The organism is Rhodobacter sp. CZR27 (assembly GCF_002407205.1).
Taxonomy (GTDB): Bacteria; Pseudomonadota; Alphaproteobacteria; order Rhodobacterales; family Rhodobacteraceae; genus Cereibacter_A.
Genome location: NZ_CP023548.1, coordinates 402640 through 427056 on the forward strand (window position 1 = coordinate 402640; position 24417 = coordinate 427056).

Sequence of the window (24417 nt, forward strand, 5' to 3'; positions counted from 1 at the left end):
GGAAGAGTGATGGTGAACGTGATACTTCTGGGTCCGCCCGGTGCGGGGAAGGGGACCCAGGCGAAACGGCTCGAGGAGAGCCGCGGCATGGTGCAGCTGTCGACCGGCGACATGCTGCGCGAGGCGAAGACCAGCGGCTCGGACATGGGCCGCCGCGCCGCCGAGGTGATGGACCGGGGCGAGCTGGTCACGGATGACATCGTGATCGGCCTGATCCGCGAGAAGCTCTCCACGCCCGCTGCCGGGGGCTTCATCTTCGACGGCTTCCCGCGCACGCTGGCGCAGGCCGATGCGCTGGGGGAGCTTCTGGCCCAGATGGGGCAGGGCCTCGATGCGGTGATCGAGATGCAGGTGGACGACGCGGCGCTGGTCGCGCGCATCACCGGCCGCTATTCCTGCGGCAACTGCGGTGCGGTCTATCACGACGAGACGAAGCCCACCGCGCAGGAGGGTGTCTGCGACGTCTGCGGCTCGTCCGACCTGCGCCGGCGTGCCGATGACACCGAGGAGGCGCTGTCGAAGCGGCTCATGGAATACTACAAGAAGACCTCTCCGCTGATCGGCTACTATTACGCCAAGGGGCAGCTGTCGTCGGTCGATGGCCTGGCCGAGATGGACGAGGTTTCCGCTGCGATCTCGAAGGTTCTTGACAAGCGGGGGTGACTTTGCATCTGCCCTTGACGGGCGGAGCAAAACCCCATAGATCACGGCGTCCCGAAGGGGAATCGGCCGCGGACGGCGAGTCTGTCCCGCGGCTGCAAGTCCGGAGCGACTGCCGGCTCCGGTGGTTGTGAAAAAAGGTCCTGGAATTACGGGACCGCAACATAAGGAAGAAACGTTTGGCACGTATTGCTGGCGTCAACATCCCGACCGCGAAACGGGTTCCGATCGCGCTCACCTACATCACGGGCATCGGCCCCTTCATCGCGGAACAGATCTGCGAGGCCGTGGGCATCGACCGCGCCCGCCGCGTGAACGATCTTTCCGACGCCGAAGTGCTGGCGATCCGCGAATACATCGACGCGAACTGCACGGTCGAAGGCGACCTGCGTCGTGAGACCTCGATGAACATCAAGCGTCTGATGGACCTCGGCTGCTACCGCGGCCTGCGTCACCGTCGTGGCCTGCCGGTCCGCGGCCAGCGCACCCACACCAACGCCCGCACCCGCAAGGGCCCGGCGAAAGCCATCGCTGGCAAGAAGAAATAAGGGGCGCTGAGACATGGCACGTGACAAGACCCGCATGAAGCGCAAGGAGCGCAAGAACATCGCCGCCGGCGTTGCTCATGTGAACTCCTCGTTCAACAACACCAAGATCCTGATCTCTGACGTGCAGGGCAACGCGATCTCGTGGTCGTCGGCCGGCACGATGGGCTTCAAGGGCTCGCGCAAGTCGACCCCCTACGCCGCCCAGATGGCGGCCGAGGATGCGGCCAAGAAGGCGCAGGAACACGGCATGAAGACCATCGAGGTCGAAGTGCAGGGTCCGGGCTCGGGCCGCGAATCGGCTTTGCGCGCGCTGGCCGCCGCCGGCCTCAACATCACCTCGATCCGCGACGTGACGCCGATGGCGCACAACGGCTGCCGTCCGCCGAAGCGTCGGCGCGTCTGATCGCAGATCCATCGGATCGGGCCGTGCCATCTGGCGCGGCCCGATCGACTTGTTCAGATCCTCGGGCGTTGCCGGCTTACGGACATGGGCTGGCGACAGGTATGGAGGCAAACGCATGATCCACAAGAACTGGGCCGAGCTGATCAAGCCGACGCAGCTGGTCGTCAAGCCGGGTGCCGATCCGGCGCGCGTCGCCACCGTGGTCGCCGAACCGCTTGAGCGCGGCTTCGGCCTGACGCTGGGCAACGCGCTGCGCCGCGTGCTGCTGTCGTCGCTGCAGGGCGCCGCCATTACCTCCGTCCAGATCGACAACGTCCTGCACGAGTTCTCGAGCGTCGCGGGCGTCCGCGAGGACGTGACCGACATCGTGCTGAACCTCAAGGGCGTCTCCATCAAGATGGAAGTCGAGGGGCCGAAGCGCCTGTCGATCTCGGCCAAGGGGCCGGGCGTGGTGACCGCCGGTGACATCTCGGAATCGAATGGCATCGAGATCCTGAACAAGGATCACGTGATCTGCCACCTCGACGAGGGCGCGGACGTGTTCATGGAACTCACCGTGAACACCGGCAAGGGCTATGTCGCCGCCGACAAGAACCGTCCCGAGGACGCTCCGATCGGTCTGATCCCGATCGACGCGATCTACTCGCCGGTGAAGAAGGTGAGCTATGAGGTCACGCCGACCCGCGAGGGCCAGGTGCTCGACTACGACAAGCTGACCATGCGCGTCGAGACGGACGGCGGCCTGACCCCGGAAGATGCGGTGGCCTATGCCGCGCGCATCCTGCAGGACCAGCTGTCGATCTTCGTGAACTTCGAGGAGCCGGAATCGGCCACCCGCCACGATGTCGAGGACGGGCTGGAGTTCAACCCGCTGCTTCTCAAGAAGGTGGACGAGCTGGAACTGTCGGTCCGCTCGGCCAACTGCCTGAAGAACGACAACATCGTCTACATCGGCGACCTGATCCAGAAGACGGAAGCCGAGATGCTGCGCACGCCGAACTTCGGCCGCAAGTCGCTGAACGAGATCAAGGAAGTTCTCTCGGGCATGGGCCTCCACCTCGGCATGGACGTCGAGGACTGGCCGCCGGAGAACATCGAAGACCTCGCCAAGCGCTTCGAAGACCAGTTCTGAGGGCGGGGCGTCACGCCCCCTCTCGACACCTGGGCAATCCCGCCCCAACGAAGCCCGTCGCTACGCACGAAGGGCAAGACAAAGCATTAGGAGACCATCATGCGTCACGCCCGCGGCTACCGCCGCCTGAACCGCACCCACGAGCACCGCAAGGCGCTGTTCGCCAACATGGCCGGCTCGCTGATCGAGCACGAGCAGATCAAGACGACCCTGCCGAAGGCCAAGGAACTGCGCCCGATCATCGAGAAGCTGGTCACGCTCGCCAAGCGCGGCGACCTGCACGCCCGCCGTCAGGCTGCGGCCCAGCTCAAGGAAGACCGCCACGTCGAGCGGCTCTTCGCGATCCTCGGGCCGCGCTACGCCGAGCGCGCCGGTGGCTATGTCCGCGTCCTGAAGGCCGGCTTCCGCTATGGCGACATGGCCCCGATGGCGATCATCGAGTTCGTCGACCGCGACCCGAACGCCAAGGGCGCTGCCGACAAGGCGCGCACGGCTGCCGAGGAAGCGCTCGAGGAGTGACTTCGGACGACACGTCCGCTTGATCAGAAAGGCCCGCCTCTTCGGATGGCGGGCCTATTTCTTTTCGGACCCTTCGAATTGGTCCGCTTCAGTCAAACGTATGGGATTTCCGCCAAAGACGAGTTGCAGGCAGCCGGATTCACCATTGGAAAAGAACGGGGTTTGCTTCATCACTGCACTGCAATAAACTCGCAAAGGATCGGTTAAGAAGTGCCATCACCTGCGAATTGTTATCGCCATTGTCCATAACTGGGATTCGTTGCAGATTGTTTCCGAAATGAAGATCAATTCGAAACCCGATATCGAAATCAGCCAGATGAAACGCCTCGCGCCTGCGGGCTACTTCATCGGCCTCCACATCCGCTTCGCGTCCCCCCTGATCGTCCTGCAATCCTACCGCGAGGACTGGATCGAATATTACACCGAGCATGGATTCGTCCTGCATGATCCGGCGATCATCTGGGCCATCGGGGAAACCGGAATTCGGCGGTGGAGCGATCTCGGTTTGCCCGATCCGAAAGGAATCTTTTCCGCGGCCCGGGAATTCGGCCTGAAATTTGGCTGCACGGTTTCCTGGGGTCCCGCCCGCTCGCGCAGCATTGGAAATTTCGCGCGTACGGATCGGGAATTCACCGATGGGGAGATGTCGGATCTGTTTGCCTCATTCCAGCGGTTGCATGATCTGACGCTGCCGACCGAGGAATTGACCCAGCCGCAGATCGAGGCGCTGCGCTGCATCGCCAATGGCGACCGGCATGTCGCGGCGGCCGCCAAGCTCGGCATCTCGGAGAGCGCGCTGAAGGCCCGGATTGCAAGCGCGCGTGCGCGGCTTGGCGCCCGCACCACCGCCGAGGCGATCCAGCGCGCCAAGGACTATCGCCTCATCTGACGCTTGCGCCGGCGCAGGCGCGGCTTACATATCGCCGCGTCCGATGAGGTTTGCATGCGCCTGCCAGTCCTGTTTGCCGTCCCGATTCTTGCGACGCTTCTGCCGCTGGCCGTTCCGGCCGAGACCCGGGTGCCCGCCTCCGCCTCCGAGATCGCGCTGAGCTTCGCCCCGGTCGTGCGCGAGGCCGCCCCGGCGGTGGTCAACATCTACGCCACCCGCGTGGTCGAGCAGCGCGTCAGCCCCTTCGCCGCCGATCCCTTCTTCGACCGCTTCTTCCGCGATCTCGGCCGGCGGCAGCCGCGGGTGCAGAACTCGCTCGGCTCGGGGGTGATCGTTTCGGCGGATGGCATCGTGGTGTCGAACTACCATGTGGTCGGGCAGGCCGATGCGATCCGGGTCGTGCTGAACGATCGCCGCGAATACGAGGCCGAGGTGATGCTGGCCGACGAGGACAGCGACCTCGCGGTGCTGCGCCTCTCCGATGCGGCGGACCTGCCGTTCCTGCCGCTGCGCGATTCGGACGGCGTCGAGGTGGGCGAGCTGGTGCTGGCGATCGGCAACCCGTTCGGGGTGGGCCAGACGGTCTCGCAGGGCATCGTGTCCGGGCTGGCGCGGTCGGGGCTGTCGATCGACGGCGGGCGCGGCTACTTCATACAGACGGATGCCGCGATCAACCCCGGCAACTCGGGGGGCGCGCTGGTCGACACGGCGGGCCGGCTGCTCGGCATCAACACCGCGATCCTGACCCAGTCTGGCGGCTCGAACGGGATCGGCTTCGCCATTCCCGCCAACCTCGTCCGCAGTTTCCTGGCGCAGGCCGAGGCGGGCGAGGAGCGGTTCCGGCGGCCCTGGGCCGGCGTGAACGGGCAGGCGGTCGATGCCGCCATGGCCGATGCGATGGGGCTGCCGCGCCCGGAAGGCGTGGTGCTGACCGAGCTCGACGCGGCGAGCCCCTTCCGGAAGGCGGGGCTTCGCGCGGGCGACGTGGTTCTGATGATTGGCGGCCAGCGCACCGACAGCCCGCAGGAGGTGATGTTCCGCCTCTCGGCCATGGGGATCGGCGCCACGGCCCGCGTGACCTATCTGCGCGACGGCGACGAACGCGAGGCCGAGGTGGCGTTGATCGCCCCACCGGACGATCCCCCGCGCGAGACGCTGACCCTGCGCGAGTCGGTGCTGGCCGGCCTGACGGTGGAGCGGATCAATCCCGCGGTCAGCGCCGAACTGGGCCTGCCGCTGGCGGCCGAAGGCGTGGTGGTGCGCGACGCCGAAAGCTTTGCCGCGCGGGCCGGCCTGCGCCCGGGCGACCTGCTGCTCGAGATCAACGGCCGAAGGATCGAGCGTCCGCGCGACGTGCTGATCGCCTCGCGCGATAACGCCCGCTGGTGGCAGGTGGACATCCTGCGCGAGGGGCAGCCGCTGCGTCTGCGCTTCCGGCTGTGACGCTTTCCCCCGCGGCGCGGCCGGCGTAGGCTCGGCCCATGTCCGACGATCTCTTCGACCGACCCTCCGCCCCCGCCGCCGATGCGCCGCGCCCGCTCGCCGACCGGCTGCGGCCGAAGGCGCTGGCCGAGGTGATCGGGCAGGAAAAGGTGCTGTCGCCCGAGGGGCCGCTGGGCGCGATGCTCGCCTCGGGGAGCCTGTCGTCGCTGATCCTCTGGGGGCCGCCGGGGGTCGGCAAGACCACGATCGCGCGGCTTCTGGCGAAGGAGACCGACCTGGCCTTCGTGCAGATCTCGGCCATCTTCACCGGCGTGCCGGACCTGCGGAAGGTGTTCGAGGCGGCGCGGCTGCGCCGGACCAACGGGCAGGGGACGCTGCTCTTCGTCGACGAGATCCACCGCTTCAACAAGGCGCAGCAGGACGGCTTCCTGCCGCACATGGAGGACGGTACGATCCTCCTCGTCGGCGCCACGACCGAGAACCCCTCGTTCGAGCTGAACGCCGCGCTCATGTCGCGCGCGCAGGTGATCGTGCTGGAACGGCTGAGCCTCGCCGATCTGGAGCGTCTGGCCCAGCGGGCCGAGCACGAGCTGGGCCGGGCCCTGCCGCTGGACGGCCCGGCGCGCGAGGCGCTGCTCGAGATGGCGGACGGCGACGGGCGGGCGCTTCTGAACCTTGTCGAGCAGGTGATGGCCTGGAAGGTCAAGGGCCACCTCGACCGCGACCAGCTGGCAACGCGGCTGATGCGGCGGGCCGCGAAATACGACAAGTCCGGCGAGGAGCATTACAACCTCATCTCGGCACTGCACAAATCCGTGCGGGGTTCGGATCCGGATGCGGCCCTCTACTGGTTCGCCCGGATGCTGGAGGGCGGCGAGGACCCGCGCTTCCTGGCCCGCCGCATAACCCGCATGGCGGTCGAGGACATCGGCCTTGCCGATCCGCAGGCGCAGGGGATCTGTCTCGAGGCGTGGCAGACCTACGAACGCCTCGGCTCGCCCGAGGGCGAACTCGCGCTGGCCGAGGCGCTGGTCTATCTCGCGCTCAGCCCGAAATCGAACGCGGTCTATACCGCCTACAAGGCCGCACGGGCGGCGGCGCGGCAGACCGGATCGGAGCCGCCGCCCAAGCATATCCTGAACGCGCCGACGAAGATGATGAAGGAGATCGGCTATGGCGCGGGCTACGCCTACGACCATGACGCCGAGGACGGCTTTTCGGGTCAGAACTACTTCCCTGAGGGGATGAAGCGCCCCGTCTGGTATCTGCCGCAGGAACGCGGCTTCGAGCGGGAACTGAAGAAGCGCGTCGACTATTTCGCCAAGCTGCGTGCGAGGCGGCAGGGCGGTTGACAAAGGTGGACGCGGGGAACAGAGAGGCGCGATGATCAGCTCGCTTCTTCAAGTGGCGCTGGGTGGCGCCCTCGGCGCCTCGGCGCGCTACCTCACCAACATCGCCTCGATGAGGTTGTTCGGCTCGGGCTTTCCCATCGGGACCGTCTTCGTCAACGTCCTGGGCTCGTTCCTGATGGGCGTGCTGGTGGTCGTGCTGGCACACAAGGGCGGCAACCGCTGGGCGCCCTTCCTGATGACCGGCATCCTCGGCGGATTCACCACCTTCTCGGCCTTCTCGCTGGATGCCGCGACGCTTTACGAGCGCGGGGAGCTGGGCCTTGCGGCGGTCTATGTGGTGGTAACGGTCAGTCTGTCATTGGTCGCGCTGTTCGCCGGGATGGCGACGATGCGGGGGGTGTTCGCATGAGCAACGGGGTCCAGCTGCTGACGGTCACGGAGGACGAGGGCGAGCAGCGTCTTGACCGCTGGTTCAAGCGCCGCTTCCCGCATCTGACGCAGGGCGCGGTCGAGAAGATGTGCCGCACCGGGCAGATCCGGGTGGATGGCGCGCGCGCCAAGGCCTCGGACCGCGTTGCCGAGGGCATGGAGATCCGCGTGCCGCCGCTGCCCGATCCGAACGCCCCCCGGCCCGAGGCGCCGAAGGTCACGAAGTCCGACGAGCAGATGATCCAGGACTGCGTGATCTATCGCGACAACGACATCATCGTGCTGAACAAGCCGGCGGGCCTGCCCTCGCAGGGCGGCTCGGGGCAGGGCGACCGGCATGTGGACGGGCTGACCGAGGCGCTGAAGTTCGGCTACAAGGAGCGGCCCAAGCTGGTGCACCGCCTCGACAAGGATACGTCGGGCGTGCTGGTTCTGGCGCGCACCGACCGGGTGGCGCGGGCGCTGTCCGAGGCGTTCCGCCACCGCAACACCCGCAAGATCTACTGGGCGCTGGTCGCGGGCGTGCCCAGCCCCAAGCAGGGCTCGATCAAGTATGCGCTGATGAAGGCGCCGGGGCATGGCCGCGGCGGAGAGGGCGAGAAGATGCTCTGCATCCACCCCGCCAAGGTCGGCGACTACCCCGAGGCGAAGCGGGCGCAGACCGACTTCTTCACGCTCTGGTTCCTCGGCACCCGCTGCGCCTGGATGGCGCTGTCGCCGATCACCGGCCGCACGCACCAGTTGCGCGCGCACATGGCCGAACTCGGACACCCCATCGTCGGCGACGGCAAGTATGGCGGCTCGGGCCAGGAGAATCCCGGTGATGGCTGGGGGGCGCAGCTGGGCGGCGAGATCAGCCGCAAGCTGCACCTGCATGCCCGGAGCCTGACCATCGAGCATCCGATCCGGAAGGAGCCGATGACCTGCACCGCGCCCCTGCCGCCGCACATGGCCAAGACGTGGAAGCTCCTGGACTGGAAGGAAGGCGACGTGCCGGAAGATCCGTTCGGAGGGAAGTGATGGCTGGCTGGGCGTTGAAGCGCTTCTGGACCGAGGCAAGGGTCGAGGAGCGGGACGGGGGCTTCTCGGTCACCCTGGACGGGCGCGAGGTGAAGACGCCGGGCAAGCGCGCGCTGGTCGTGCCGACGCGCGGCCTCGCCGAGGCCATCGCCGAGGAATGGCGCGCGCAGGATCGCGAGGTCCGGCCCGAGACGATGCCCTTCACCCGCTCTGCCAATTCCGCGCTCGACAAGGTGGCCCCCCAGTTCGACGAGGTGACCGGGCTTCTCGCCGCCTATGGCGAGACCGACCTGATCTGCTACCGCGCCGTGGCGCCCGCGGCGCTGGTCGCGCGGCAGAAGGCTGGGTGGGACCCGCTGCTCGACTGGGCGTCCGAGGCCCTTGCGGCGCCCCTCCACGCCACGCAGGGCGTCGTGCCCGAGGCCCAGCCCGCCGACAGCCTGTCCCGCCTTTCGGAGCGGGTCCGCGGCCTTTCCGCCTTCCAGATCGCGGCCTTCCACGATCTCGTGGCGATCTCCGGCTCGCTCGTGCTGGCCTTCGCGGTGGCCGAGGGTCGATTGAGCGCCGAAGAGGCCTGGACGCTCTCGCGCATCGACGAGACCTGGCAGGCGAGCCAGTGGGGCGAGGACGAGGAGGCCGCCGCGGCAGAGGCGCTGCGCAAGGCCGCCTTCCTGCATGCGGCGCGATTCTTCGCCTTGTGCGGGTGACAATCGGCCGGCAGGGGCGGCCTCTCGTCGCAACTTTGCACATTTGATTCGCAACAGGGTGAATTCGCTGCGAAAATGGCTACTTCGCCGGTTTGACTTGACGTTTGAAACGCCTTCGGTCGACACTGGCGTCCACCGTGGAGATGGTATCCTCCACACGAGACGTCCTCGCTCACCGGGGATCAAAAATCCGCCTGAGAACCTGGCGGCATTCAGGAAGAGGTACGCATGAAACAATCCGTTTTTCTTGGCACGCTGACCGTGGCGGGCCTTGCTGCCGGCATCGCCTCGGCAGCGACGCTCGACGACGTGAAGGCGCGGGGCGAGCTGAATTGCGCTGTCTCCACCGGTCTGACCGGCTTCTCCCTCCCCGATGCCAACGGCAACTGGACCGGCTTCGACGTCTCGTTCTGCCGCGCGGTTGCCGCGGCCGTGCTGGGTGACGGAAGCAAGGTCAAGTTCGTGCCCACCACCGGCCAGACCCGCTTCACCGCGCTCGCCTCGGGCGAGGTCGACCTGCTGGCCCGCAACTCCACCTGGACCTTCTCGCGCGACACCGACCTCAAGCTCGATTTCGTCGGCGTGAACTACTACGACGGCCAGGGCTTCATGGTGCGCAAGGATCTGGGCGTGACCTCGGCCAAGGAACTCGATGGCGCCACCGTCTGCATCCAGACCGGCACCACGACCGAACTGAACCTCGCCGACTGGTTCAAGGTCAACAACCTCTCCTATACCCCCGTCGCGGTCGAGACCAACGCCGAGGGCGAGCAGCAGTATGCCGCCGGCGCCTGTGATGCCTACACCACCGACGCCTCGGGCCTTGCCGCGACCCGCGCGGCCTTCGCCGATCCGGAAAATCACATCATCCTCCCCGAGATCATCTCGAAGGAGCCGCTGGGGCCGGCCACGCGCCATGGCGACAATGAATGGACCGACATCGTCCGCTGGACGCTGAACGCGCTGATCGCCGCCGAGGAATACGGCGTGACCTCGGCCAACATGGAGGAGCTTGCCGCTTCCTCGCCGAACCCGGAGATCCGCCGCCTGCTCGGCGTCGAGGGTGACCTCGGGCCGATGATCCGGCTGGACAAGGACTGGGCCAAGCGCGCGATCGCGGTGGGCGGCAACTACGGCGAGATCTTCGCCGCGACCATCGGCGAGGCGACCCCGATCGGCCTCGCGCGCGGCCTGAATGCGCAATGGACGCAGGGCGGCCTGCTCTACGCTCCGCCGTTCCGCTGACCGGACAGGGGGCGCTCCGCAAGGGGCGCCCCTTTCCGACAGAACCCGCCGCCGAAGGCAGGCGAGGCATCAACGATCGGACTGCGAGGGGCGCAACGACGCCAGCCCGCCGGGACAATCCGGCCCCGCTTTCCGGACAATGGGGAAACACCGCATGGCCAATGTCGCCGAGGTGCCGAAAGACAGCTTTCGGCTCAGCATGCTGCTATACGATACGCGGTATCGTTCGCTTACCATCCAGGTCTTCGTCTTCTTCCTGTTCATGGCCGGCGCCGCCTGGCTGGTGGACAACACCGTGCGCAACCTCGAGGCACTGGGCAAGGATTTCGACTACAGCTTCCTGTGGAACCGCGCCGGCTATGACATCAGCCAGCGGCTGGTCGAATACACCAATGACAGCACGCATGGTCGTGCGATGCTGGTCGGGCTGCTCAACACGCTTCTGATCGCGCTGCTCGGCTGCATCGCCGCCACGGTTATCGGCGTGATCGTCGGCGTTCTCAGGCTGTCGAAGAACTGGCTCGTCGGGCGGCTGATGACCGTCTATGTCGAGGTCTTCCGCAACGTCCCGCTGCTGCTGTGGATCCTGCTGATCTACGCCGTCTTCACCGAGGCGACGCCGGCGCCCAATGCCTTCCGCCCGAACCCCGAGACGGGCGTGGCGAACCAGTCGATGTTCCTCGACGCCATCGCCATCACCAACCGCTATACCGCGATGCCGAACCCGGTGTTCAGCCGCGAGCTGGGCTGGCTGGACCTCGGGCTGTTCTACGTCAATCTCGACGTGCTCGCAGTGATGGCGGCCGTGGTCATCGGCTGGTTCCTGAACCGCATGGTGAAGGCGCGCGCCACCCGTATCCAGGAAGCCACCGGCGTTCGCCCGGCGACCTGGTGGACCTCGCTCCTGCTGCTGGTGGGCCTGCCGGTCGCGGTGCTGCTGGCGCTCGGGTTCCATCTGGAATTTCCCACGCTCAAGGGCTTCAACTTCACCGGCGGGCTGAACGTGTCGAACTCGTTCATGGCGCTGTGGCTGGCGCTGTCGCTCTATACCGGCGCCTTCATCGCCGAGATCGTGCGCGCGGGCATCCTCGCCATCTCGCGCGGCCAGTCCGAGGCCGCCTTCGCGCTCGGCCTGCGCCCGGCGCGGACGATGAACCTCGTGATCCTGCCGCAGGCGCTCAGGGTCATCATCCCGCCGCTGATCTCGCAATACCTGAACCTGACCAAGAACTCCTCGCTCGCCATCGCGGTGGGCTACCTCGACCTGAGGGGCACGCTGGGCGGCATCACGCTGAACCAGACGGGGCGCGAGCTTGAGTGCGTGCTCTTGATGATGCTGATCTACCTTGCCATCAGCCTCGTCATCTCGGGCGTGATGAACGTCTACAACGCCTCCGTGAAGCTGAAGGAGCGCTGAGATGAGCGAGACCCACGCCCAGACCGTGCCCTTCGTCCGCGAGACCATGCTGCCGCCCGAGGCGCCCCCGGTTGCCGAAGCCGGCGTGATCCGCTGGCTGCGGCTGAACCTGTTCTCCGGGCCGCTGAACATCCTGCTCACCATCGTCGGGGTCTTCCTGCTCTGGTATCTGCTGCACGGGATCGTGCCGTGGCTGGCGCGCTCGGTCTGGGTGGCCGACAACCTGAGCCAGTGCCGGCAGATCATCACCGAGCGCTGGGGCGAGGGCGTTACCGGCGCATGCTGGGCGGTGATCCGCGAGCGCTGGACCCAGTTCCTGTATGGCTTCTACCCGAACCACCTCTACTGGCGCCCAACGCTGGCCTTCGTGCTGCTGTTCGTGGCGCTGGCCCCGGTGCTGTTCCTGCGCCTGCCGCGGGGGATGCTGTGGTTCAGCCTCGCCTTTCCCTTCATCGGCTTCTGGCTGCTCTGGGGCGGCTCGGTCTTCCTGCCGGTTACGGCGGCGGCCGGCTTCGCCCTCGGGTGGCTCGCCTATCGCCTGCTGTCCCGGTTCGGCAGCATCGTGGCGGTGGCGGGTGCCATCCTCGTGCCGATCCTCTGGTGGCTCTTCGTTGCGGGCGACGTGTCGCGGGACCTGACGGGCCTAGTCGGGCGGGTGGCGCCCTTCTGGCTGGAGCCCGTTCGCTCCGACAAGTTCGGCGGCTTCCTGCTCGCCGTGACCATCGGCATCTCGGGCATCACGCTGTCGCTGCCGCTGGGTATCGTGCTGGCGCTGGGCCGGCGGTCGGACATGCTGCTCGTCAAGCTGCTCTCGGTCTCGTTCATCGAGTTCATCCGCGGCGTGCCGCTGATCACGCTGCTGTTCACGGCCTCGCTGCTGCTGAACTACTTCCTGCCGCCGGGCACGACCTTCGACATCATCCTGCGCGTCATCATCATGGTGACCCTCTTCGCCGCGGCCTACATCGCCGAGGTGATCCGCGGCGGCCTTGCCGCGCTGCCCCGCGGCCAGTACGAGGCCGCCGATGCGCTCGGCCTCGACTACTGGAAGGCGCAGCGGCTGATCGTCCTGCCGCAGGCGCTGAAGATCTCGATCCCCGGCATCGTCTCGACCTTCATCGGCCTGTTCAAGGACACGACGCTGGTGGTCTTCGTGGGGCTTCTCGATCCCTTGAAGGGCATCACCGACGCCGTCCGCGCCTCGACCGACTGGAAGGGCATCTACTGGGAGCCCTACATCTTCGTCGGCCTGATCTTCTTCGCCTTCAACTTCGCCATGTCGCGCTACTCGATGTATCTCGAGCGCCGGCTGAAGACCGACCACCGATAGGAGCCCGTCCATGTCCGAGGCCATCGACCGCAAGATCGACCGCAGCCACATGCAGGTGAGCGACGAGGTCGCGATCCAGATCAGCCAGATGAACAAGTGGTACGGCAGCTTCCACGTCCTGCGCGACGTGAACATGACCGTCCACAAGGGCGAGCGGATCGTGATCTGCGGCCCCTCCGGTTCGGGGAAGTCCACGCTGATCCGCTGCATCAACCGGCTCGAGGAACACCAGTCCGGCCAGATCGTGGTGGACGGGATCGAGCTGACCTCCGACCTCAAGAACATCGACAAGGTGCGCTCCGAGGTCGGGATGGTGTTCCAGCACTTCAACCTGTTCCCGCACCTGACGATCCTGGAAAACTGCACGCTGGCGCCGATCTGGGTGCGCAAGACCCCCAAGAAGGAAGCCGAGGAGGTGGCGATGCACTTCCTCCGCAAGGTCAAGATCCCCGAGCAGGCCCACAAGTTCCCGGGCCAGCTGTCGGGCGGCCAGCAGCAGCGGGTGGCCATCGCCCGCTCGCTCTGCATGAAGCCGCGCATCATGCTCTTCGACGAGCCGACATCGGCGCTCGACCCCGAGATGATCAAGGAGGTGCTCGACACCATGATCGAGTTGGCCGAGGAGGGGATGACCATGCTCTGCGTGACGCACGAGATGGGCTTCGCGCAGGCCGTGGCGAACCGGGTCATCTTCATGGACCAGGGCCAGATCGTCGAGCAGAACGAGCCGGGCGAGTTCTTCCGCAACCCGCGCAGCGAGCGGACGAAGCTGTTCCTGAGCCAGATTCTCGGCCACTGAGGGCGACCACCCCGCGCCTGCCAAAAGAAAGGGCGTCGCTGACCCAAGCGGCGCCCTTTCGGCTTCATTGCCCGGAAATCCGGCTGTTTGTCCGGCAGCCGGGCCGCGCGCCTGCGACCGCGGGCACCCGCGCGCCGGTGGCCCCGCTTGCTATCGTTCCCTTCGGGAGGAGCGTCGCCCGATCCGTCTCCGGCGGAGGGGCGCTTTCAGAGGGACAAGTCACATGGCCAACATCACCTTCTCGTCGCCGATCATGCACGAGGACCTCACCGTCTATGCGGTTGCGGGCGATACCAAGACGATCCTGGCGGTTGCCGAGGAGCACAAGGTTCCGATCCCGTTCGAGTGCAAGGATGGCAACTGCGCCTCATGCCTGATCGAGGTGACCTACAAGGATCCCTCGATGCGCAAGGGCATCGACCTGACCGAGAAGGAGAAGGCCAAGCTGAAGGAACTGGGCAGGATCACCGCGAAGGAGATCGAGGATGCCGAAGTGCTCGACCTGCCGCCGCGCTATCGCCTCGCCTGCCAGTTCATCGCCCGCGACGAGGACGTGACCGTGGCCTTCACCGGCGCCCCCGGCGGCGCCTGAGACCGTCCCGAGAGCCGCGACGCGTTCTGCCGCTTGACAGAAGGCCGGCCGCGAGGGAATGAAATGACAACGCCCGCGCCCTTCGGGGTGCGGGTCTGCCGGGCAGAACCCGGACATGGAACAGCGCACGCGGCGATGGCGTCGACGCGAGGAGGGGGCGACCCCTCCGGTGCTTGCGGGGGGTCAGCCTCCCGTGTCCGTCCTGTACGCCGGGACTCTTTCGGGGTCCCCTTCCACGCGGACCCCTTGTGATGAGGTCCGATATGGAACGTCCCGAAAACTACCGCTGCCACAACGGCCAGAAGGCCGCGCTGCCCTTCGCCGTAGAGGAATACGAGGCGCGGCTTGCCGGCCTGCGCGACCTGATGGAGCTGCACGCGCTCGACGCCGTGGTGCTCACCTCGATGCACAACGTGGCCTATTACTCGGGCTTCCTCTACTGCTCGTTCGGACGGCCCTATGCCTGCGTGGTGACGCCCACCGACTGCGTGACCGTTTCCGCGGGCATCGACGCCGGCCAGCCGTGGCGGAGGAGCGCGGGGGACAACATCACCTACACCGACTGGCAGCGCGACAACTTCTGGCGCACGGTCGCAGGTGTCACCGGCACCGGCAAGGCCATCGGCTGCGAGGCCGATCACCTGACCATGGTGCAGGCCGAGAAGCTCAACGTCTTCCTCAAGCCCTCGCGCGGCATGGACATCGCCCCCGGCACCATGGCGCAGCGCATGCTCAAGTCGCCCGCCGAGATCGCCCTGATCCGGCAGGGCGCACAGGTGGCCGATGTCGGCGGCTACGCCATCCGCGACGCGGTGAAGGTCGGCGCGACCGAGATCGAGATCGCCATCGCCGGCCGCGACGCGATGGAGCGCGAGATCGCCAGGCGCTTCCCCGAGGCCGAGTATCGCGACACCTGGGTCTGGTTCCAGTCGGGCCTGAACACCGACGGCGCGCACAACCCGGTGACGAACCGCGCGCTTCAGCGCGGCGACATCCTCTCGCTCAACTGCTTCCCGATGATCTCGGGCTATTACACCGCGCTGGAACGCACGCTTTTCGTCGGTGAGGTGGACCCGGCCAGCCTGAAGATCTGGGAGGCCAACGTCGCCGCCCATGAATACGGCATGAGCCTCCTGAAGCCGGGCGCCTCCTGCGCCGAGATCACCGCGAAGATCAACACCCTCTTCGCCGAGCGCGACCTGCTGCAATACCGGACCTTCGGCTATGGCCACTCGTTCGGCGTGCTCTCGCACTACTACGGGCGCGAGGCGGGGCTGGAACTGCGCGAGGACATCGAGACGGTGCTGGAGCCGGGCATGGTGATCTCGATGGAGCCGATGCTGACGCTCACCGAGGGGCAGCCCGGGGCGGGCGGCTACCGCGAGCACGACATCCTGGTGATCACCGAGGACGGCAACGAGAACATCACGGGCTACCCCTACGGCCCGGGTTTCAACGTCGTCGGCTGACGGTCCTGCCGGCGGGCAACCGCCCCAGGTGATCCCCGGGCGCCACGCCCGGGGAGATTCCTCGCCTTCGGGACTTGACGCAGGGCGCCTGCCATGTCCGATCTTGTCAGGCAGCATTCCTGACGTGGGTTGACCGTGACCGGACGCATTCTCTCCCTGGCCCTCTTCGCGCTTCTTCCGTTCCTCGCCGCCTGCGCGTCCGCTCCCGCGCCGATGCCGCCACAGGATCATCCGCTCTATCCCGGCATCCAGGATGGCGAGTTCTTCATCCAGCCGGTGCCGACGCGCTACCTCACGCCTGATACGGTGCGGCAGGAAGTGCCCTACGCCGGCTCCGAGAAGCCCGGGACCATCGTGGTCGACAGCTATGCGCGGCGGCTCTACTTCGTGACCGAGGAGGGCAAGGCGATGCGCTACGCCATTGCCGTGGGCCGTCAGGGCCTTGCGTTCCGCGGAAATGCCAAGGTCGGGCGCAAGCGCGAGTGGCCGTCGTGGCAGCCGACGCTGAACATGCTGCGGACCCAGCCCGAGATGTATCGTCCCTATGCCGCCGGCCTGCCCGGAGGGCTCGAGAATCCGCTTGGCGCGCGCGCGCTCTATCTCTACCGCGGCGGTCGGGACACCATGTTCCGCATCCATGGCACGGTGCAGAACTCGTCGATCGGGCACGCCACTTCGGCCGGCTGCATCCGCCTGTTCAATCAGGACGCCATCGACCTCTACAACCGGACGAACATCGGCACGCCGGTCAAGGTGCGCTCCGAATCGGAGTCGCTGGCGCTGGAGGGGCCGTTCCACGACGACGAATACGGTCGCGCCACCCCCGGCACTGCGGAGGCGCTGACCGCCGAGGAGGAGATCCTGCTGTCCGGTGTCCCGGCCACCGCCCGCTGAGACGCCGCCGAAGGCCGCGTTCCGACTCCCCGGCCGGGTCTGTTCCGGAACGCGCCGCGGCTTCCGCGCTGCACCGGCAGAGGTCGGAGCCCCGCCGGGTCGCATCGTCGGCCCGCCGGGCGATCAGGTCGGCCGGCGCCTGCCCGTCAGGCCGGCTGCGTCGCGAAGCGGGGCGGCAGGTGCGGGGCCCTCCGGCCTCAGAGCCGGATGACATAGTCCTTCAGCGTGGTCTCCAGCACCTCCCACGTGCCTTCGAACCCGGGCCGGATGATCCAGCTGTCACCGGCTTCCAGCACGACCCGGCTGCCGTCCCCGGCCGTCAGGACCGAGCGGCCCTCGAGGATGCGGACATATTCCCATTCGGCATAGCTCACGCGCCACTTGCCGGGCGTGGACTGCCAGAGACCGCACCAGAGGCCGTCGCGCTCCTCGACGTTCCAGGTGGTGTGGACCGGATCGCCCGCGATCACCCGGTCGGAATCGGGCCGCTCCACCTCGGGGGTGATGCCGTCGCGGGTCAGTCTGGCGATGAGGGTCATGGCTGTCTCCTGTCGGGTCGCCGCCAGCATCGCCGGCCGCGGGCCGGGGTCAAGGGTCCGAAGACGCCTGCCACGCTGCCCCGACCCTTGCGCGCATCGCGGTCCGCGCCGCGGGGCGCGGGAAGGATCTGCTGGCCCTTCCGGCACTTGGCCATTATATCCGGAGCCGACGGTTCCTCTGGGGGGAGAGAATAGCGATGAGCGCGAGCAGCCCCGTCCGCCCGGTGATGGCGGCCGACATCCTGGCACGGAAGGGAGGCGAGCCGATCGTCTGCCTCACGGCCTACACGACGCCGATGGCGCGGCTGGTGGATGCGCATTGCGACATCACGCTGGTGGGCGACAGCCTCGGCATGGTGGTGCACGGCCTGCCCTCGACGCTGGGCGTGACGATGGAGATGATGATCCTGCACGGCCAGGCCGTCGCCCGCGGGATCTCGCGCTCCATGCTGGTGATCGACATGCCCTTCGGCAGCTACGAGGAAGGCCCGGCGCAAGCCTTCGCCAGCGCCCGCCGCCTGATGGCCGAGACCGGCTGCACCGCCGTGAAGCTGGAGGGCGGGCGGCACATGGCCGAGACGATCCGCTTCCTCGTCGAGCGTGGCATCCCGGTCATGGCGCATGTCGGCCTGACGCCGCAGGCGGTCAACTCGCTGGGCGGCTACAAGGTGCAGGGCCGCGGCGCGGACGCCGAGCGCGTCATGGCGGATGCGCAGGCGGTGGCCGAGGCGGGCGCCTTCTCGGTGGTGCTCGAGAAGGTGCCGGACGGGCTCTCCCGCCGGATCACCGAGGCGCTCGCGATCCCCACCATCGGCATCGGCGCCTCGGCCGGCTGCGACGGACAGGTTCTGGTGCTGGACGACATGCTGGGTCTCTTTACCGAGTTCCGGCCGAAGTTCGTGAAACGCTACGGTGATCTGGGGAAGGCCGCCGACGAGGCCATCGCCGCCTATGCCGCCGAGGTCCGTGCCCGGCGCTTCCCCGGCCCCGAGCATGTCTTTCCCGACGAATTGCCGAAGGGGGACGGCCGGTGATGCCGCAGGTGCTGCGGACGGTGGCCGAGGTGCGCGCCCGCGTCTCGGGCTGGAAATGGGCGGGCGAAAGCGTCGGCGTGGTGCCGACCATGGGCGCGTTGCATGAAGGCCACCTGAGCCTTGCCCGCAGCGCGCGCGCCGCCTGCGACCGGGTGGTCGTGACGATCTTCGTCAACCCGAAGCAGTTCAACAGCGCCGCCGATCTGGAGAAATATCCCCGCACCGAGGAGCGCGACGCGGCTCTGCTCGCAGCCGTCGGCGTCGATGCGATCTTTGCCCCCGCGCCCGAGGAGGTCTATCCGCCGGGCTTCGCCACCTCGGTCTCGGTCGCCGGCGTCAGCGAACCGCTGGAGGGTGCGCATCGGCCCGGCCATTTCGATGGCGTGGCGACGGTCGTGGCAAAGCTCTTCGGCATGACGATGGCCGACCGCGCCTTCTTCGGCGAGAAGGACTGGCAGCAGCTGATGGTGGTCCGGCGGCTGGTGGCCGATCTGAACATCCCCGTAGAGATCATCGGCTGCCCCACGGTGCGCGAGGCGGACGGCCTTGCCATGTCCTCGCGCAACGTCCGCCTGTCCGAAAAGGGCCGCGCCTTGGCCCCGGCGCTGCATCGCGCCATGCAGGAGGCGGCCCAGGCGATGCGCGCCGGCACCGCGGCTCCGCAGGCGCTGGACGCGGCACGCGCCGCTGTCCTGACGGCAGGATACGAGGCGGTGGATTATCTGGAGCTGCGCTCGGCCGACCTGCTGCAGCCGATGGAGCGGCTGAACGGCGACGGCCGGCTGCTCGCGGCAGCCACGCTGGAAGGCGTGCGGCTGATCGACAACATTCCAGTGTAGCCCGCAGTCCCGCGATCCCGATTCAGCCGCGGGCCTGCCCTTGCCCCAGCAGATCGGCGAGGGTCAACGCCATGACCTTCGCGCTGTCCAGCATGTCCTGGATGCCGATCCACTCGTCGGGCTGGTGCGCCAGACGCAGCAGGCCCGGACCATAGGCGATGCAGTTCTTCAGCTTGCCGATCCGGTCGATGTGCTTCTGGTCATAGGTGCCGGGCGAGACGACGAATTCAGCCTGTCGCGCCAGCACCCGCTCGATCGCTGCGGCGGTCGAGCGCACCACCGGCGCCTCGCGATCGGTCATCGTCGGGTGCACCTCGAACAGGTCGCGGATCTCGAAGGCGAAGCCGGGGCGGGTCTCGGCAAGGCGCTCCGCGAGCCCGCGCAACTCGGCCTTCACCGCGCCGAGGTCTTCCTCGATCATCACCCGGCGGTCGATCACGATCCGGCAGCGGTCGGCGACGCAGGGCGCGGGCAAGCCGGTGTAGCCCGGCTCGGGCTCCGGCTCGCCGCCGTGGATCGAGTTGATGTTGAGCGTCGGCTGGCGCGCGCCCTCGGGCGTGACCGGCATTTCCGTGAGGCGGGTGGCGAGGATCGGATAAAGCCGGTCCTCGATCTCGGCCAGCAGCGCGCCCATGTGGCGGATGGCGCTGTCACCGAGGAAGGGCATCGAGCCATGCGCGATCCGGCCCTTCGTCTCGATCTCGGCCCACCAGACGCCACGATGGCCGAGGCAGATGCGGTCCTTGTGCAAGGGCTCGGGGATCAGGACGTGCTGGACATGGGCGAAGCGGCCGTGCTCGGCCAGCCACGCCACGCCGCCGAAGCCACCCGACTCCTCGTCCGCCGTGGCGGAAATCTCGATCGAGCCGGCGAAGTCGGGGCAGGCGGCAAGGAACGCCTCGGCCGCGATCACCGAGGCCGCAAGGCCGCCCTTCATGTCGCAGGACCCACGGCCGTAAAGCCGGTCGCCCTCGACCTCGCCGCCGAACGGATCGCGGGTCCAGCCGTGGCCCACCTCGACCACGTCGTGATGCGAGTTGAAATGCACGCAGTCGCCGGGCCGGGCGCCCTCCCGCCGTGCTATCAGGTTCCAGCGCGGATGGGCCTCCGAATCGCCCGGTGCGCCGACGGCCCGGATCAACTCCACCTCGAACCCGGGCGCGAGGCGTGCCGCCAGGATCTCGCAGATCTCGCGGTAGTTCCGCCCCGGCGGGTTCAGCGTCGGGATGCGCACGAGATCCCGCGCGAGCGCCACCAGCGCCTCGCGACGGCCTTCGACTTCCGCGATCAGGCGAGCATCCTCCATTGCTGGGAGCTTGGCAGGACCGCCGCCCGTTGGCAACGGCGCGTCCTTCTGCCCGCTACCGCGACCATGCGCCCTGCGCTAGAACGGCGCAGCGACCCCTCGCACCACGGAGGATGGCATGATCCTGGGTTTCCTTCGCCTCGCCCTTCTGGGTCTCGTGGTGCAGACGGTGATCTTCCTGCTGCTTTCGGTCTACATCAACTCGCTGCATCGCGAGAAGCTCGAGAAGGAATACGACGCGGGGGATGGTTCGGGCGAGCGCGAGGACTATATCGAGACAGGCATGATGGACTTTCGCCGCAGCCTGCGGGCCAGGCTGGTGCTTTTCGTCTACATCGTGCCGCAGGTTTTGTTCGTGGTCCTGTTCTGGATCCACAATTTCTCGTGAGGTTGTCATGCGTTACGCAAAGTGGACGGCTCTGGCGCTGGTGGCGCTGCTGATCGCGGCCTTCCTGCACTACACCCTGCCTCAGCACGACATCGTGCGCATCGTCGGCACCAACACCCAGCGCATGGATCTGGGTGAGAACAGCTTCTTCTTCGCCGCGCCCGATGCGGGCACCAACGTGGCCAACGCCGGCAGCCGCGACGTGAAGTTCATCCAGGCGGTGTTTCCCAACGGCAAGACGATGGTCTACCGCAACGAGGATACCGGCTGGGGCTGGCCGCCCTACTTCAAGGTCAACAGCTTCGACGTTCAGGCCAAGGCCACCGACCTGACCTCGACCAGCGGCACCCCGCAATGGGTCTCGATCACCCATTACGGCTGGCGGAACCAGTTGTTCACGATCTTTCCGAACGCGTTGAACCTGAAGCCGGTCGCGGGGCCGGACACGACGATCATTCCGTGGTTCAACATCCTGTTCTTCCTGACCCTCGGACTGATCGCCTTCATGATCTACAAGATGTGGATGCAGTTCCGCGAGCGCACGATCGATCCGGCGCTGGAGGATATCGAGGATGCCTGGGACTCCCAGACCCAGCGGGCGCGCAAGCAGGCAAGGACCAGCGCGGGGCGTTTCCGCGCCTGGCTGAACTCGCTGCGCAACTGAGGCGCGCCGGATGACAGGCGGGGCGCCGGGGATGCCCCGGCGCCTTTCGTTTCAGGCCCGGAGCGTGCCGCCCGTGGCCTTCGAGACCTTATCCACGATCTTCGCAGACACCGCCTCGATGTCCTTTTCGGTCAGCGTCTTGTCGACAGGCTGGAGGCGGACGGTGATGGCGAGCGACTTCTTGCCCGCGCCCATCTGCGCCTCGGCCTTCTCGCCGGCGAACTGGTCGAAGACGCGCACGCTTTCGATCAGGGTCTTGTCGGCCCCTTGCGCTGCGTTCACCAGCGCCAGCGCCTCGACGCCCTGATCCACCACGAAGGCGAAGTCGCGCTCGACCGCCTGCAGGTCCGAAAGCTTCAGCGCCGGCCGGGTCGGGGTCTTGACCTTCGGCAGCGGCACGTTGGCAATGAGCAGGGTGAAGGCGACCGCCGGCCCCTTCACGTCCATCTCGCGCAGGACCTTCGGATGCAGCTCGCCGAAGGTGGCCAGCACGTTCGGACCGAGGCCGATCACGCCCGACCGCCCCGGGTGCCACCACGAGGCGACCTTGCGGGTGATCTGCATCTTCGCGGGAGCGCCAACCGCCGCCAGAACCGCCTCGGCATCCGCCTTGGCGTCATAGACATCCACCGGCCGGCGCGAGCCGAAGGGATCGCGCGGGGCCGAAGCGCCGACCAGAAGGCCGGTCGCCTGCAGATGCTGCTCGCCCGGCTCGCCGCCGTGGAAGGCGGGGCCGATCTCGCACAGCGCCACGTCCATGAAGCCGCGCGCCTGATTGCGCGCTGCGGCCCGCAGCAGGCCCGGCAGCAGGTCGGGGCGCAGGTGGGTCATCTCGGACGAGATCGGGTTCTCGACCCGCACCGCCTCGGACCCGCCGCCGAAGAGCGCGGCCGCGCCCTCGTCGATGAAGCTGTAGGTCACGCATTCGTTGTAGCCGAGCGCCGCCAGCGTCCGCCGCGCCGCCTGCTCGCGCACCTGAAGCGGCGTGAGGATCGGCTTCGGCACGCCGGCCTGCGCGCGGGGAAGAGGCTTGCCTTCCAGTTTCGTCAGCGAGGCGACGCGGGCGATCTCTTCGACCAGATCGGCCTCGCCCTGCACGTCGGGGCGCCACGAGGGGGGCGAGGCCATGTCGCCCTGAAGCGTGAAGCCAAGCGCCTCCAGCGTCGCGCGCTGCTCGGCCTCGGGGATCTCCATGCCGACGAGGCTGACCACCCGCTTCGCGTCGAAGCGATAGGCGCGCGAGGTATCCGGCACCGCGCCGTCCATCACCACCTCGGACGGCTCGCCGCCGCAGAGGTCGAGGATCATCCGCGTCGCAAGTTCCAGCCCCGGCAGCGCGAAGGCCGGATCGACGCCGCGCTCGAACCGGTAGCGGGCATCCGAGGTGATCTTCAGCACCCGGCCGGTCGCGGCAATGGTGATCGGGTCCCAGAGAGCGGATTCAAGGAAGACGTCGGTGGTCGTCTCGGTGCAGCCCGAAAGCTCGCCGCCCATGATCCCCGCCAGCGACTCGGGCTGCTCGTCGTCGGAGATGAGCATCTGCCCGGCGCGCAGCGTGTAGGTCTTGCCGTCGAGCGCCAGCAGTTCCTCGCCCCCTTGGGCGGCGTGGATGCGCAGGTCGCCCTTGACCTTCGCCACGTCGAAGACGTGGAGCGGACGGTTCAGCCCGATGGTGAAGTAGTTGGTGATGTCCACTAGCGCCGAGATCGGCCGCAGGCCGATCGCCTTCAGCCGGTCCTGCAGCCACTCGGGCGAGGGGCCGTTCTTCACGCCGCGGATGGTGCGCCCGGCAAAAAGCGGGCAGCCCTTGGCCTTCAGCTCCTCGCTGATCGTGACGCCGACGGGCGAGGGGAAGCGGCCCGGGACGGGCTCCACCACGAGCGGCTTCAGCCGGCCCAGCCCACGCGCAGCCAGATCGCGCGCGAGGCCGCGGACGCCGAGGCCATCGGGCCGGTTCGGCGTGATCTTCACCTCGATCACCGGATCGTTCAGCCCGCGATAGTCGATGAAGCGGACGCCCAGCGGCGCATCCGCCGGCAGGTCGATGATGCCGTCATGGTCGTCCGAGAGCATCAGTTCACGCTCGGAGCACAGCATCCCGTTCGACTCGACGCCGCGGATGACGCCCGGCTTCAGGTCGACGCCGGTGCCGGGCACATGTGTGCCGACCGGGGCGAAGACGCCGATCAGGCCGGTTCGCGCGTTCGGCGCGCCGCAGACCACCTGCACCTCCTGCGAGGGCGCCTCCGGCCCGTTCGGCCAGGTCTCGACCCGGCAGAGCCGCAGGCGGTCGGCGTTCGGATGCGGCTGGGCCTCGATCACGCGGCAGATGCGGAAGGCGCCGAGCGTCTTCGCGGGGTCCTCGATGCCCTCGACCTCGTGCCCGAGATCGGTCAGCGCGGTCGCGATCTCGTCGACAGGGGCCTCGGTCTCGAGGTGATCCTTCAGCCAGGACAGGGTGAATTTCATCGGCGCGCCCCTCGGAATTGGTTGCGGATGGGCCTTAGCGCAATCGGGCGGCAAGGGGAAGGCCGGGGTTTCCCCGCGGGAAACGTGCTGTTCCGCCGCCGCGGATCCGGCGTCAACCTTTTGTCCACAAGATCGCTTTAGCTGACGGACATGGAAGACTGGATGCACCCTCCGCCCGACCGCCCGCGCAGCAATGTGCCCCGCATGTGCGTTCTCATGGCGCTCATGGCGCTGGTCTGGCTGAACTGTCCGGAGGGAGATGGAGAGCCGCCGCCAGCCGAGGTGCCGGCGCGGTAGCGGGCTGCCCGGCACGTGCCGGACAGCCCGTTG

25 protein-coding genes are annotated in these 24417 nt (G+C 67.6%); 22 read left to right on the forward strand and 3 right to left on the reverse strand.

Annotation, left to right across the window (positions count from 1 at the left end):
• The first annotated feature begins 9 nt into the window (after positions 1–9).
• The 18 genes from CK951_RS02105 (at position 10) to CK951_RS02190 (ending at position 16848) form a co-directional block, all read left to right on the forward strand.
• A complete protein-coding gene (locus tag CK951_RS02105; RefSeq protein WP_096784590.1) occupies positions 10–663 on the forward strand; it encodes an adenylate kinase in 654 nt (217 codons plus the stop codon).
• Between the two features lie 176 nt (positions 664–839).
• Positions 840–1208 (forward strand): 30S ribosomal protein S13, encoded by a 369-nt coding sequence (gene rpsM, locus CK951_RS02110; protein WP_096784591.1) that lies wholly within the window; start codon positions 840–842, stop codon positions 1206–1208.
• 13 nt (positions 1209–1221) lie between these two features.
• Positions 1222–1611 carry a 30S ribosomal protein S11 gene (gene rpsK, locus CK951_RS02115; protein ID WP_011909468.1) on the forward strand — a complete coding sequence of 130 codons (390 nt, stop codon included), beginning with the start codon at positions 1222–1224 and terminating at the stop codon, positions 1609–1611.
• Between the two features lie 115 nt (positions 1612–1726).
• Positions 1727–2743, forward strand: coding sequence for a DNA-directed RNA polymerase subunit alpha (locus CK951_RS02120; protein ID WP_096784592.1), 1017 nt, complete (start codon positions 1727–1729; stop codon positions 2741–2743).
• A gap of 99 nt (positions 2744–2842) precedes the next feature.
• A complete protein-coding gene (rplQ, locus tag CK951_RS02125; RefSeq protein ID WP_096784593.1) occupies positions 2843–3262 on the forward strand; it encodes a 50S ribosomal protein L17 in 420 nt (139 codons plus the stop codon).
• 277 nt (positions 3263–3539) lie between these two features.
• Complete coding sequence (locus CK951_RS02130) at positions 3540–4151, forward strand: autoinducer binding domain-containing protein (protein ID WP_096784594.1); 612 nt, start codon at positions 3540–3542, stop codon at positions 4149–4151.
• A 54-nt stretch (positions 4152–4205) separates the two neighbouring features.
• Positions 4206–5594, forward strand: coding sequence for a trypsin-like peptidase domain-containing protein (locus CK951_RS02135; protein ID WP_096784595.1), 1389 nt, complete (start codon positions 4206–4208; stop codon positions 5592–5594).
• A gap of 38 nt (positions 5595–5632) precedes the next feature.
• Positions 5633–6946, forward strand: coding sequence for a replication-associated recombination protein A (locus tag CK951_RS02140; protein ID WP_096784596.1), 1314 nt, complete (start codon positions 5633–5635; stop codon positions 6944–6946).
• Positions 6947–6977: 31 nt separating this feature from the next.
• Positions 6978–7355 (forward strand): fluoride efflux transporter CrcB, encoded by a 378-nt coding sequence (gene crcB / locus CK951_RS02145; protein WP_096784597.1) that lies wholly within the window; start codon positions 6978–6980, stop codon positions 7353–7355.
• Complete coding sequence (locus CK951_RS02150) at positions 7352–8395, forward strand: RluA family pseudouridine synthase (protein WP_096784598.1); 1044 nt, start codon at positions 7352–7354, stop codon at positions 8393–8395. The genes crcB and CK951_RS02150 overlap by 4 nt, the downstream gene beginning before the upstream one ends.
• Entirely contained in the window at positions 8395–9102 is a 708-nt protein-coding gene (locus CK951_RS02155; protein ID WP_096784599.1) for an ATP12 family chaperone protein, read from the forward strand. The genes CK951_RS02150 and CK951_RS02155 overlap by 1 nt, the downstream gene beginning before the upstream one ends.
• Positions 9103–9330: 228 nt before the next feature.
• Entirely contained in the window at positions 9331–10347 is a 1017-nt protein-coding gene (locus tag CK951_RS02160) for an amino acid ABC transporter substrate-binding protein (protein WP_096784600.1), read from the forward strand.
• Between the two features lie 154 nt (positions 10348–10501).
• Positions 10502–11764: an amino acid ABC transporter permease gene (locus tag CK951_RS02165; protein ID WP_096784601.1), complete on the forward strand. Its 1263-nt coding sequence runs from the start codon at positions 10502–10504 to the stop codon at positions 11762–11764.
• 1 nt (position 11765) lies between these two features.
• A complete protein-coding gene (locus CK951_RS02170; RefSeq protein WP_096784602.1) occupies positions 11766–13094 on the forward strand; it encodes an amino acid ABC transporter permease in 1329 nt (442 codons plus the stop codon).
• 10 nt (positions 13095–13104) lie between these two features.
• Entirely contained in the window at positions 13105–13893 is a 789-nt protein-coding gene (locus CK951_RS02175; RefSeq protein ID WP_096784603.1) for an amino acid ABC transporter ATP-binding protein, read from the forward strand.
• 223 nt (positions 13894–14116) lie between these two features.
• Positions 14117–14485: a 2Fe-2S iron-sulfur cluster-binding protein gene (locus CK951_RS02180; RefSeq protein ID WP_096784604.1), complete on the forward strand. Its 369-nt coding sequence runs from the start codon at positions 14117–14119 to the stop codon at positions 14483–14485.
• Positions 14486–14748: 263 nt separating this feature from the next.
• Positions 14749–15954 (forward strand): M24 family metallopeptidase, encoded by a 1206-nt coding sequence (locus tag CK951_RS02185; RefSeq protein WP_096784605.1) that lies wholly within the window; start codon positions 14749–14751, stop codon positions 15952–15954.
• 129 nt (positions 15955–16083) lie between these two features.
• The gene (locus tag CK951_RS02190; RefSeq protein ID WP_198402384.1) at positions 16084–16848 is read left to right on the forward strand and encodes a L,D-transpeptidase; all 765 of its coding nucleotides are present in this window, start codon (positions 16084–16086) and stop codon (positions 16846–16848) included.
• 197 nt (positions 16849–17045) lie between these two features.
• Here CK951_RS02190 and CK951_RS02195 read toward each other — a convergent pair whose 3' ends face one another.
• On the reverse strand, positions 17046–17387 hold the full coding sequence (locus tag CK951_RS02195; protein WP_096784606.1) for a cupin domain-containing protein: 342 nt from the start codon (positions 17385–17387) through the stop codon (positions 17046–17048).
• Positions 17388–17584: 197 nt separating this feature from the next.
• Between CK951_RS02195 and panB the strand changes: the two genes are divergently transcribed.
• Together panB and panC are read left to right on the forward strand one after the other, a co-directional pair.
• The gene (panB, locus tag CK951_RS02200) at positions 17585–18421 is read left to right on the forward strand and encodes a 3-methyl-2-oxobutanoate hydroxymethyltransferase (RefSeq protein ID WP_096784607.1); all 837 of its coding nucleotides are present in this window, start codon (positions 17585–17587) and stop codon (positions 18419–18421) included.
• On the forward strand, positions 18421–19260 hold the full coding sequence (gene panC / locus CK951_RS02205) for a pantoate--beta-alanine ligase (RefSeq protein WP_096784608.1): 840 nt from the start codon (positions 18421–18423) through the stop codon (positions 19258–19260). The genes panB and panC overlap by 1 nt, the downstream gene beginning before the upstream one ends.
• A gap of 22 nt (positions 19261–19282) precedes the next feature.
• Here the strand turns inward: panC and CK951_RS02210 are convergent, their stop codons facing one another.
• Positions 19283–20566 (reverse strand): acetylornithine deacetylase/succinyl-diaminopimelate desuccinylase family protein, encoded by a 1284-nt coding sequence (locus CK951_RS02210; RefSeq protein WP_096784609.1) that lies wholly within the window; start codon positions 20564–20566, stop codon positions 19283–19285.
• Between the two features lie 118 nt (positions 20567–20684).
• Between CK951_RS02210 and CK951_RS02215 the strand changes: the two genes are divergently transcribed.
• Positions 20685–20954: a hypothetical protein gene (locus CK951_RS02215; protein WP_096784610.1), complete on the forward strand. Its 270-nt coding sequence runs from the start codon at positions 20685–20687 to the stop codon at positions 20952–20954.
• 7 nt (positions 20955–20961) lie between these two features.
• Positions 20962–21618, forward strand: coding sequence for a DUF1523 family protein (locus CK951_RS02220; protein WP_096784611.1), 657 nt, complete (start codon positions 20962–20964; stop codon positions 21616–21618).
• 51 nt (positions 21619–21669) lie between these two features.
• On the opposite strand, the gene pheT is transcribed toward CK951_RS02220, so the two are convergent.
• On the reverse strand, positions 21670–24087 hold the full coding sequence (pheT, locus tag CK951_RS02225) for a phenylalanine--tRNA ligase subunit beta (protein ID WP_096784612.1): 2418 nt from the start codon (positions 24085–24087) through the stop codon (positions 21670–21672).
• Between the last annotated feature and the right edge of the window lie 330 nt (positions 24088–24417).

Bases quoted from the DNA above. Each gene is read 5' to 3' on its own strand.
- CK951_RS02160 (WP_096784600.1), top strand. From the start codon at position 9,331: ATGAAACAATCCGTTTTTCTTGGCACGCTGACCGTGGCGGGCCTTGCT.
- CK951_RS02170 (WP_096784602.1), top strand. From the start codon at position 11,766: ATGAGCGAGACCCACGCCCAGACCGTGCCCTTCGTCCGCGAGACCATG.
- CK951_RS02105 (WP_096784590.1), top strand. From the start codon at position 10: ATGGTGAACGTGATACTTCTGGGTCCGCCCGGTGCGGGGAAGGGGACC.
- CK951_RS02215 (WP_096784610.1), top strand. From the start codon at position 20,685: ATGATCCTGGGTTTCCTTCGCCTCGCCCTTCTGGGTCTCGTGGTGCAG.
- panC (WP_096784608.1), top strand. From the start codon at position 18,421: ATGCCGCAGGTGCTGCGGACGGTGGCCGAGGTGCGCGCCCGCGTCTCG.
- CK951_RS02120 (WP_096784592.1), top strand. From the start codon at position 1,727: ATGATCCACAAGAACTGGGCCGAGCTGATCAAGCCGACGCAGCTGGTC.
- CK951_RS02140 (WP_096784596.1), top strand. From the start codon at position 5,633: ATGTCCGACGATCTCTTCGACCGACCCTCCGCCCCCGCCGCCGATGCG.
- CK951_RS02150 (WP_096784598.1), top strand. From the start codon at position 7,352: ATGAGCAACGGGGTCCAGCTGCTGACGGTCACGGAGGACGAGGGCGAG.
- CK951_RS02185 (WP_096784605.1), top strand. From the start codon at position 14,749: ATGGAACGTCCCGAAAACTACCGCTGCCACAACGGCCAGAAGGCCGCG.
- CK951_RS02195 (WP_096784606.1), bottom strand. From the start codon at position 17,387: ATGACCCTCATCGCCAGACTGACCCGCGACGGCATCACCCCCGAGGTG.
- panB (WP_096784607.1), top strand. From the start codon at position 17,585: ATGAGCGCGAGCAGCCCCGTCCGCCCGGTGATGGCGGCCGACATCCTG.
- pheT (WP_096784612.1), bottom strand. From the start codon at position 24,087: ATGAAATTCACCCTGTCCTGGCTGAAGGATCACCTCGAGACCGAGGCC.
- CK951_RS02175 (WP_096784603.1), top strand. From the start codon at position 13,105: ATGTCCGAGGCCATCGACCGCAAGATCGACCGCAGCCACATGCAGGTG.
- CK951_RS02130 (WP_096784594.1), top strand. From the start codon at position 3,540: ATGAAGATCAATTCGAAACCCGATATCGAAATCAGCCAGATGAAACGC.
- CK951_RS02155 (WP_096784599.1), top strand. From the start codon at position 8,395: ATGGCTGGCTGGGCGTTGAAGCGCTTCTGGACCGAGGCAAGGGTCGAG.
- CK951_RS02210 (WP_096784609.1), bottom strand. From the start codon at position 20,566: ATGGAGGATGCTCGCCTGATCGCGGAAGTCGAAGGCCGTCGCGAGGCG.
- CK951_RS02165 (WP_096784601.1), top strand. From the start codon at position 10,502: ATGGCCAATGTCGCCGAGGTGCCGAAAGACAGCTTTCGGCTCAGCATG.
- rplQ (WP_096784593.1), top strand. From the start codon at position 2,843: ATGCGTCACGCCCGCGGCTACCGCCGCCTGAACCGCACCCACGAGCAC.
- CK951_RS02180 (WP_096784604.1), top strand. From the start codon at position 14,117: ATGGCCAACATCACCTTCTCGTCGCCGATCATGCACGAGGACCTCACC.
- crcB (WP_096784597.1), top strand. From the start codon at position 6,978: ATGATCAGCTCGCTTCTTCAAGTGGCGCTGGGTGGCGCCCTCGGCGCC.
- rpsK (WP_011909468.1), top strand. From the start codon at position 1,222: ATGGCACGTGACAAGACCCGCATGAAGCGCAAGGAGCGCAAGAACATC.
- CK951_RS02220 (WP_096784611.1), top strand. From the start codon at position 20,962: ATGCGTTACGCAAAGTGGACGGCTCTGGCGCTGGTGGCGCTGCTGATC.
- CK951_RS02135 (WP_096784595.1), top strand. From the start codon at position 4,206: ATGCGCCTGCCAGTCCTGTTTGCCGTCCCGATTCTTGCGACGCTTCTG.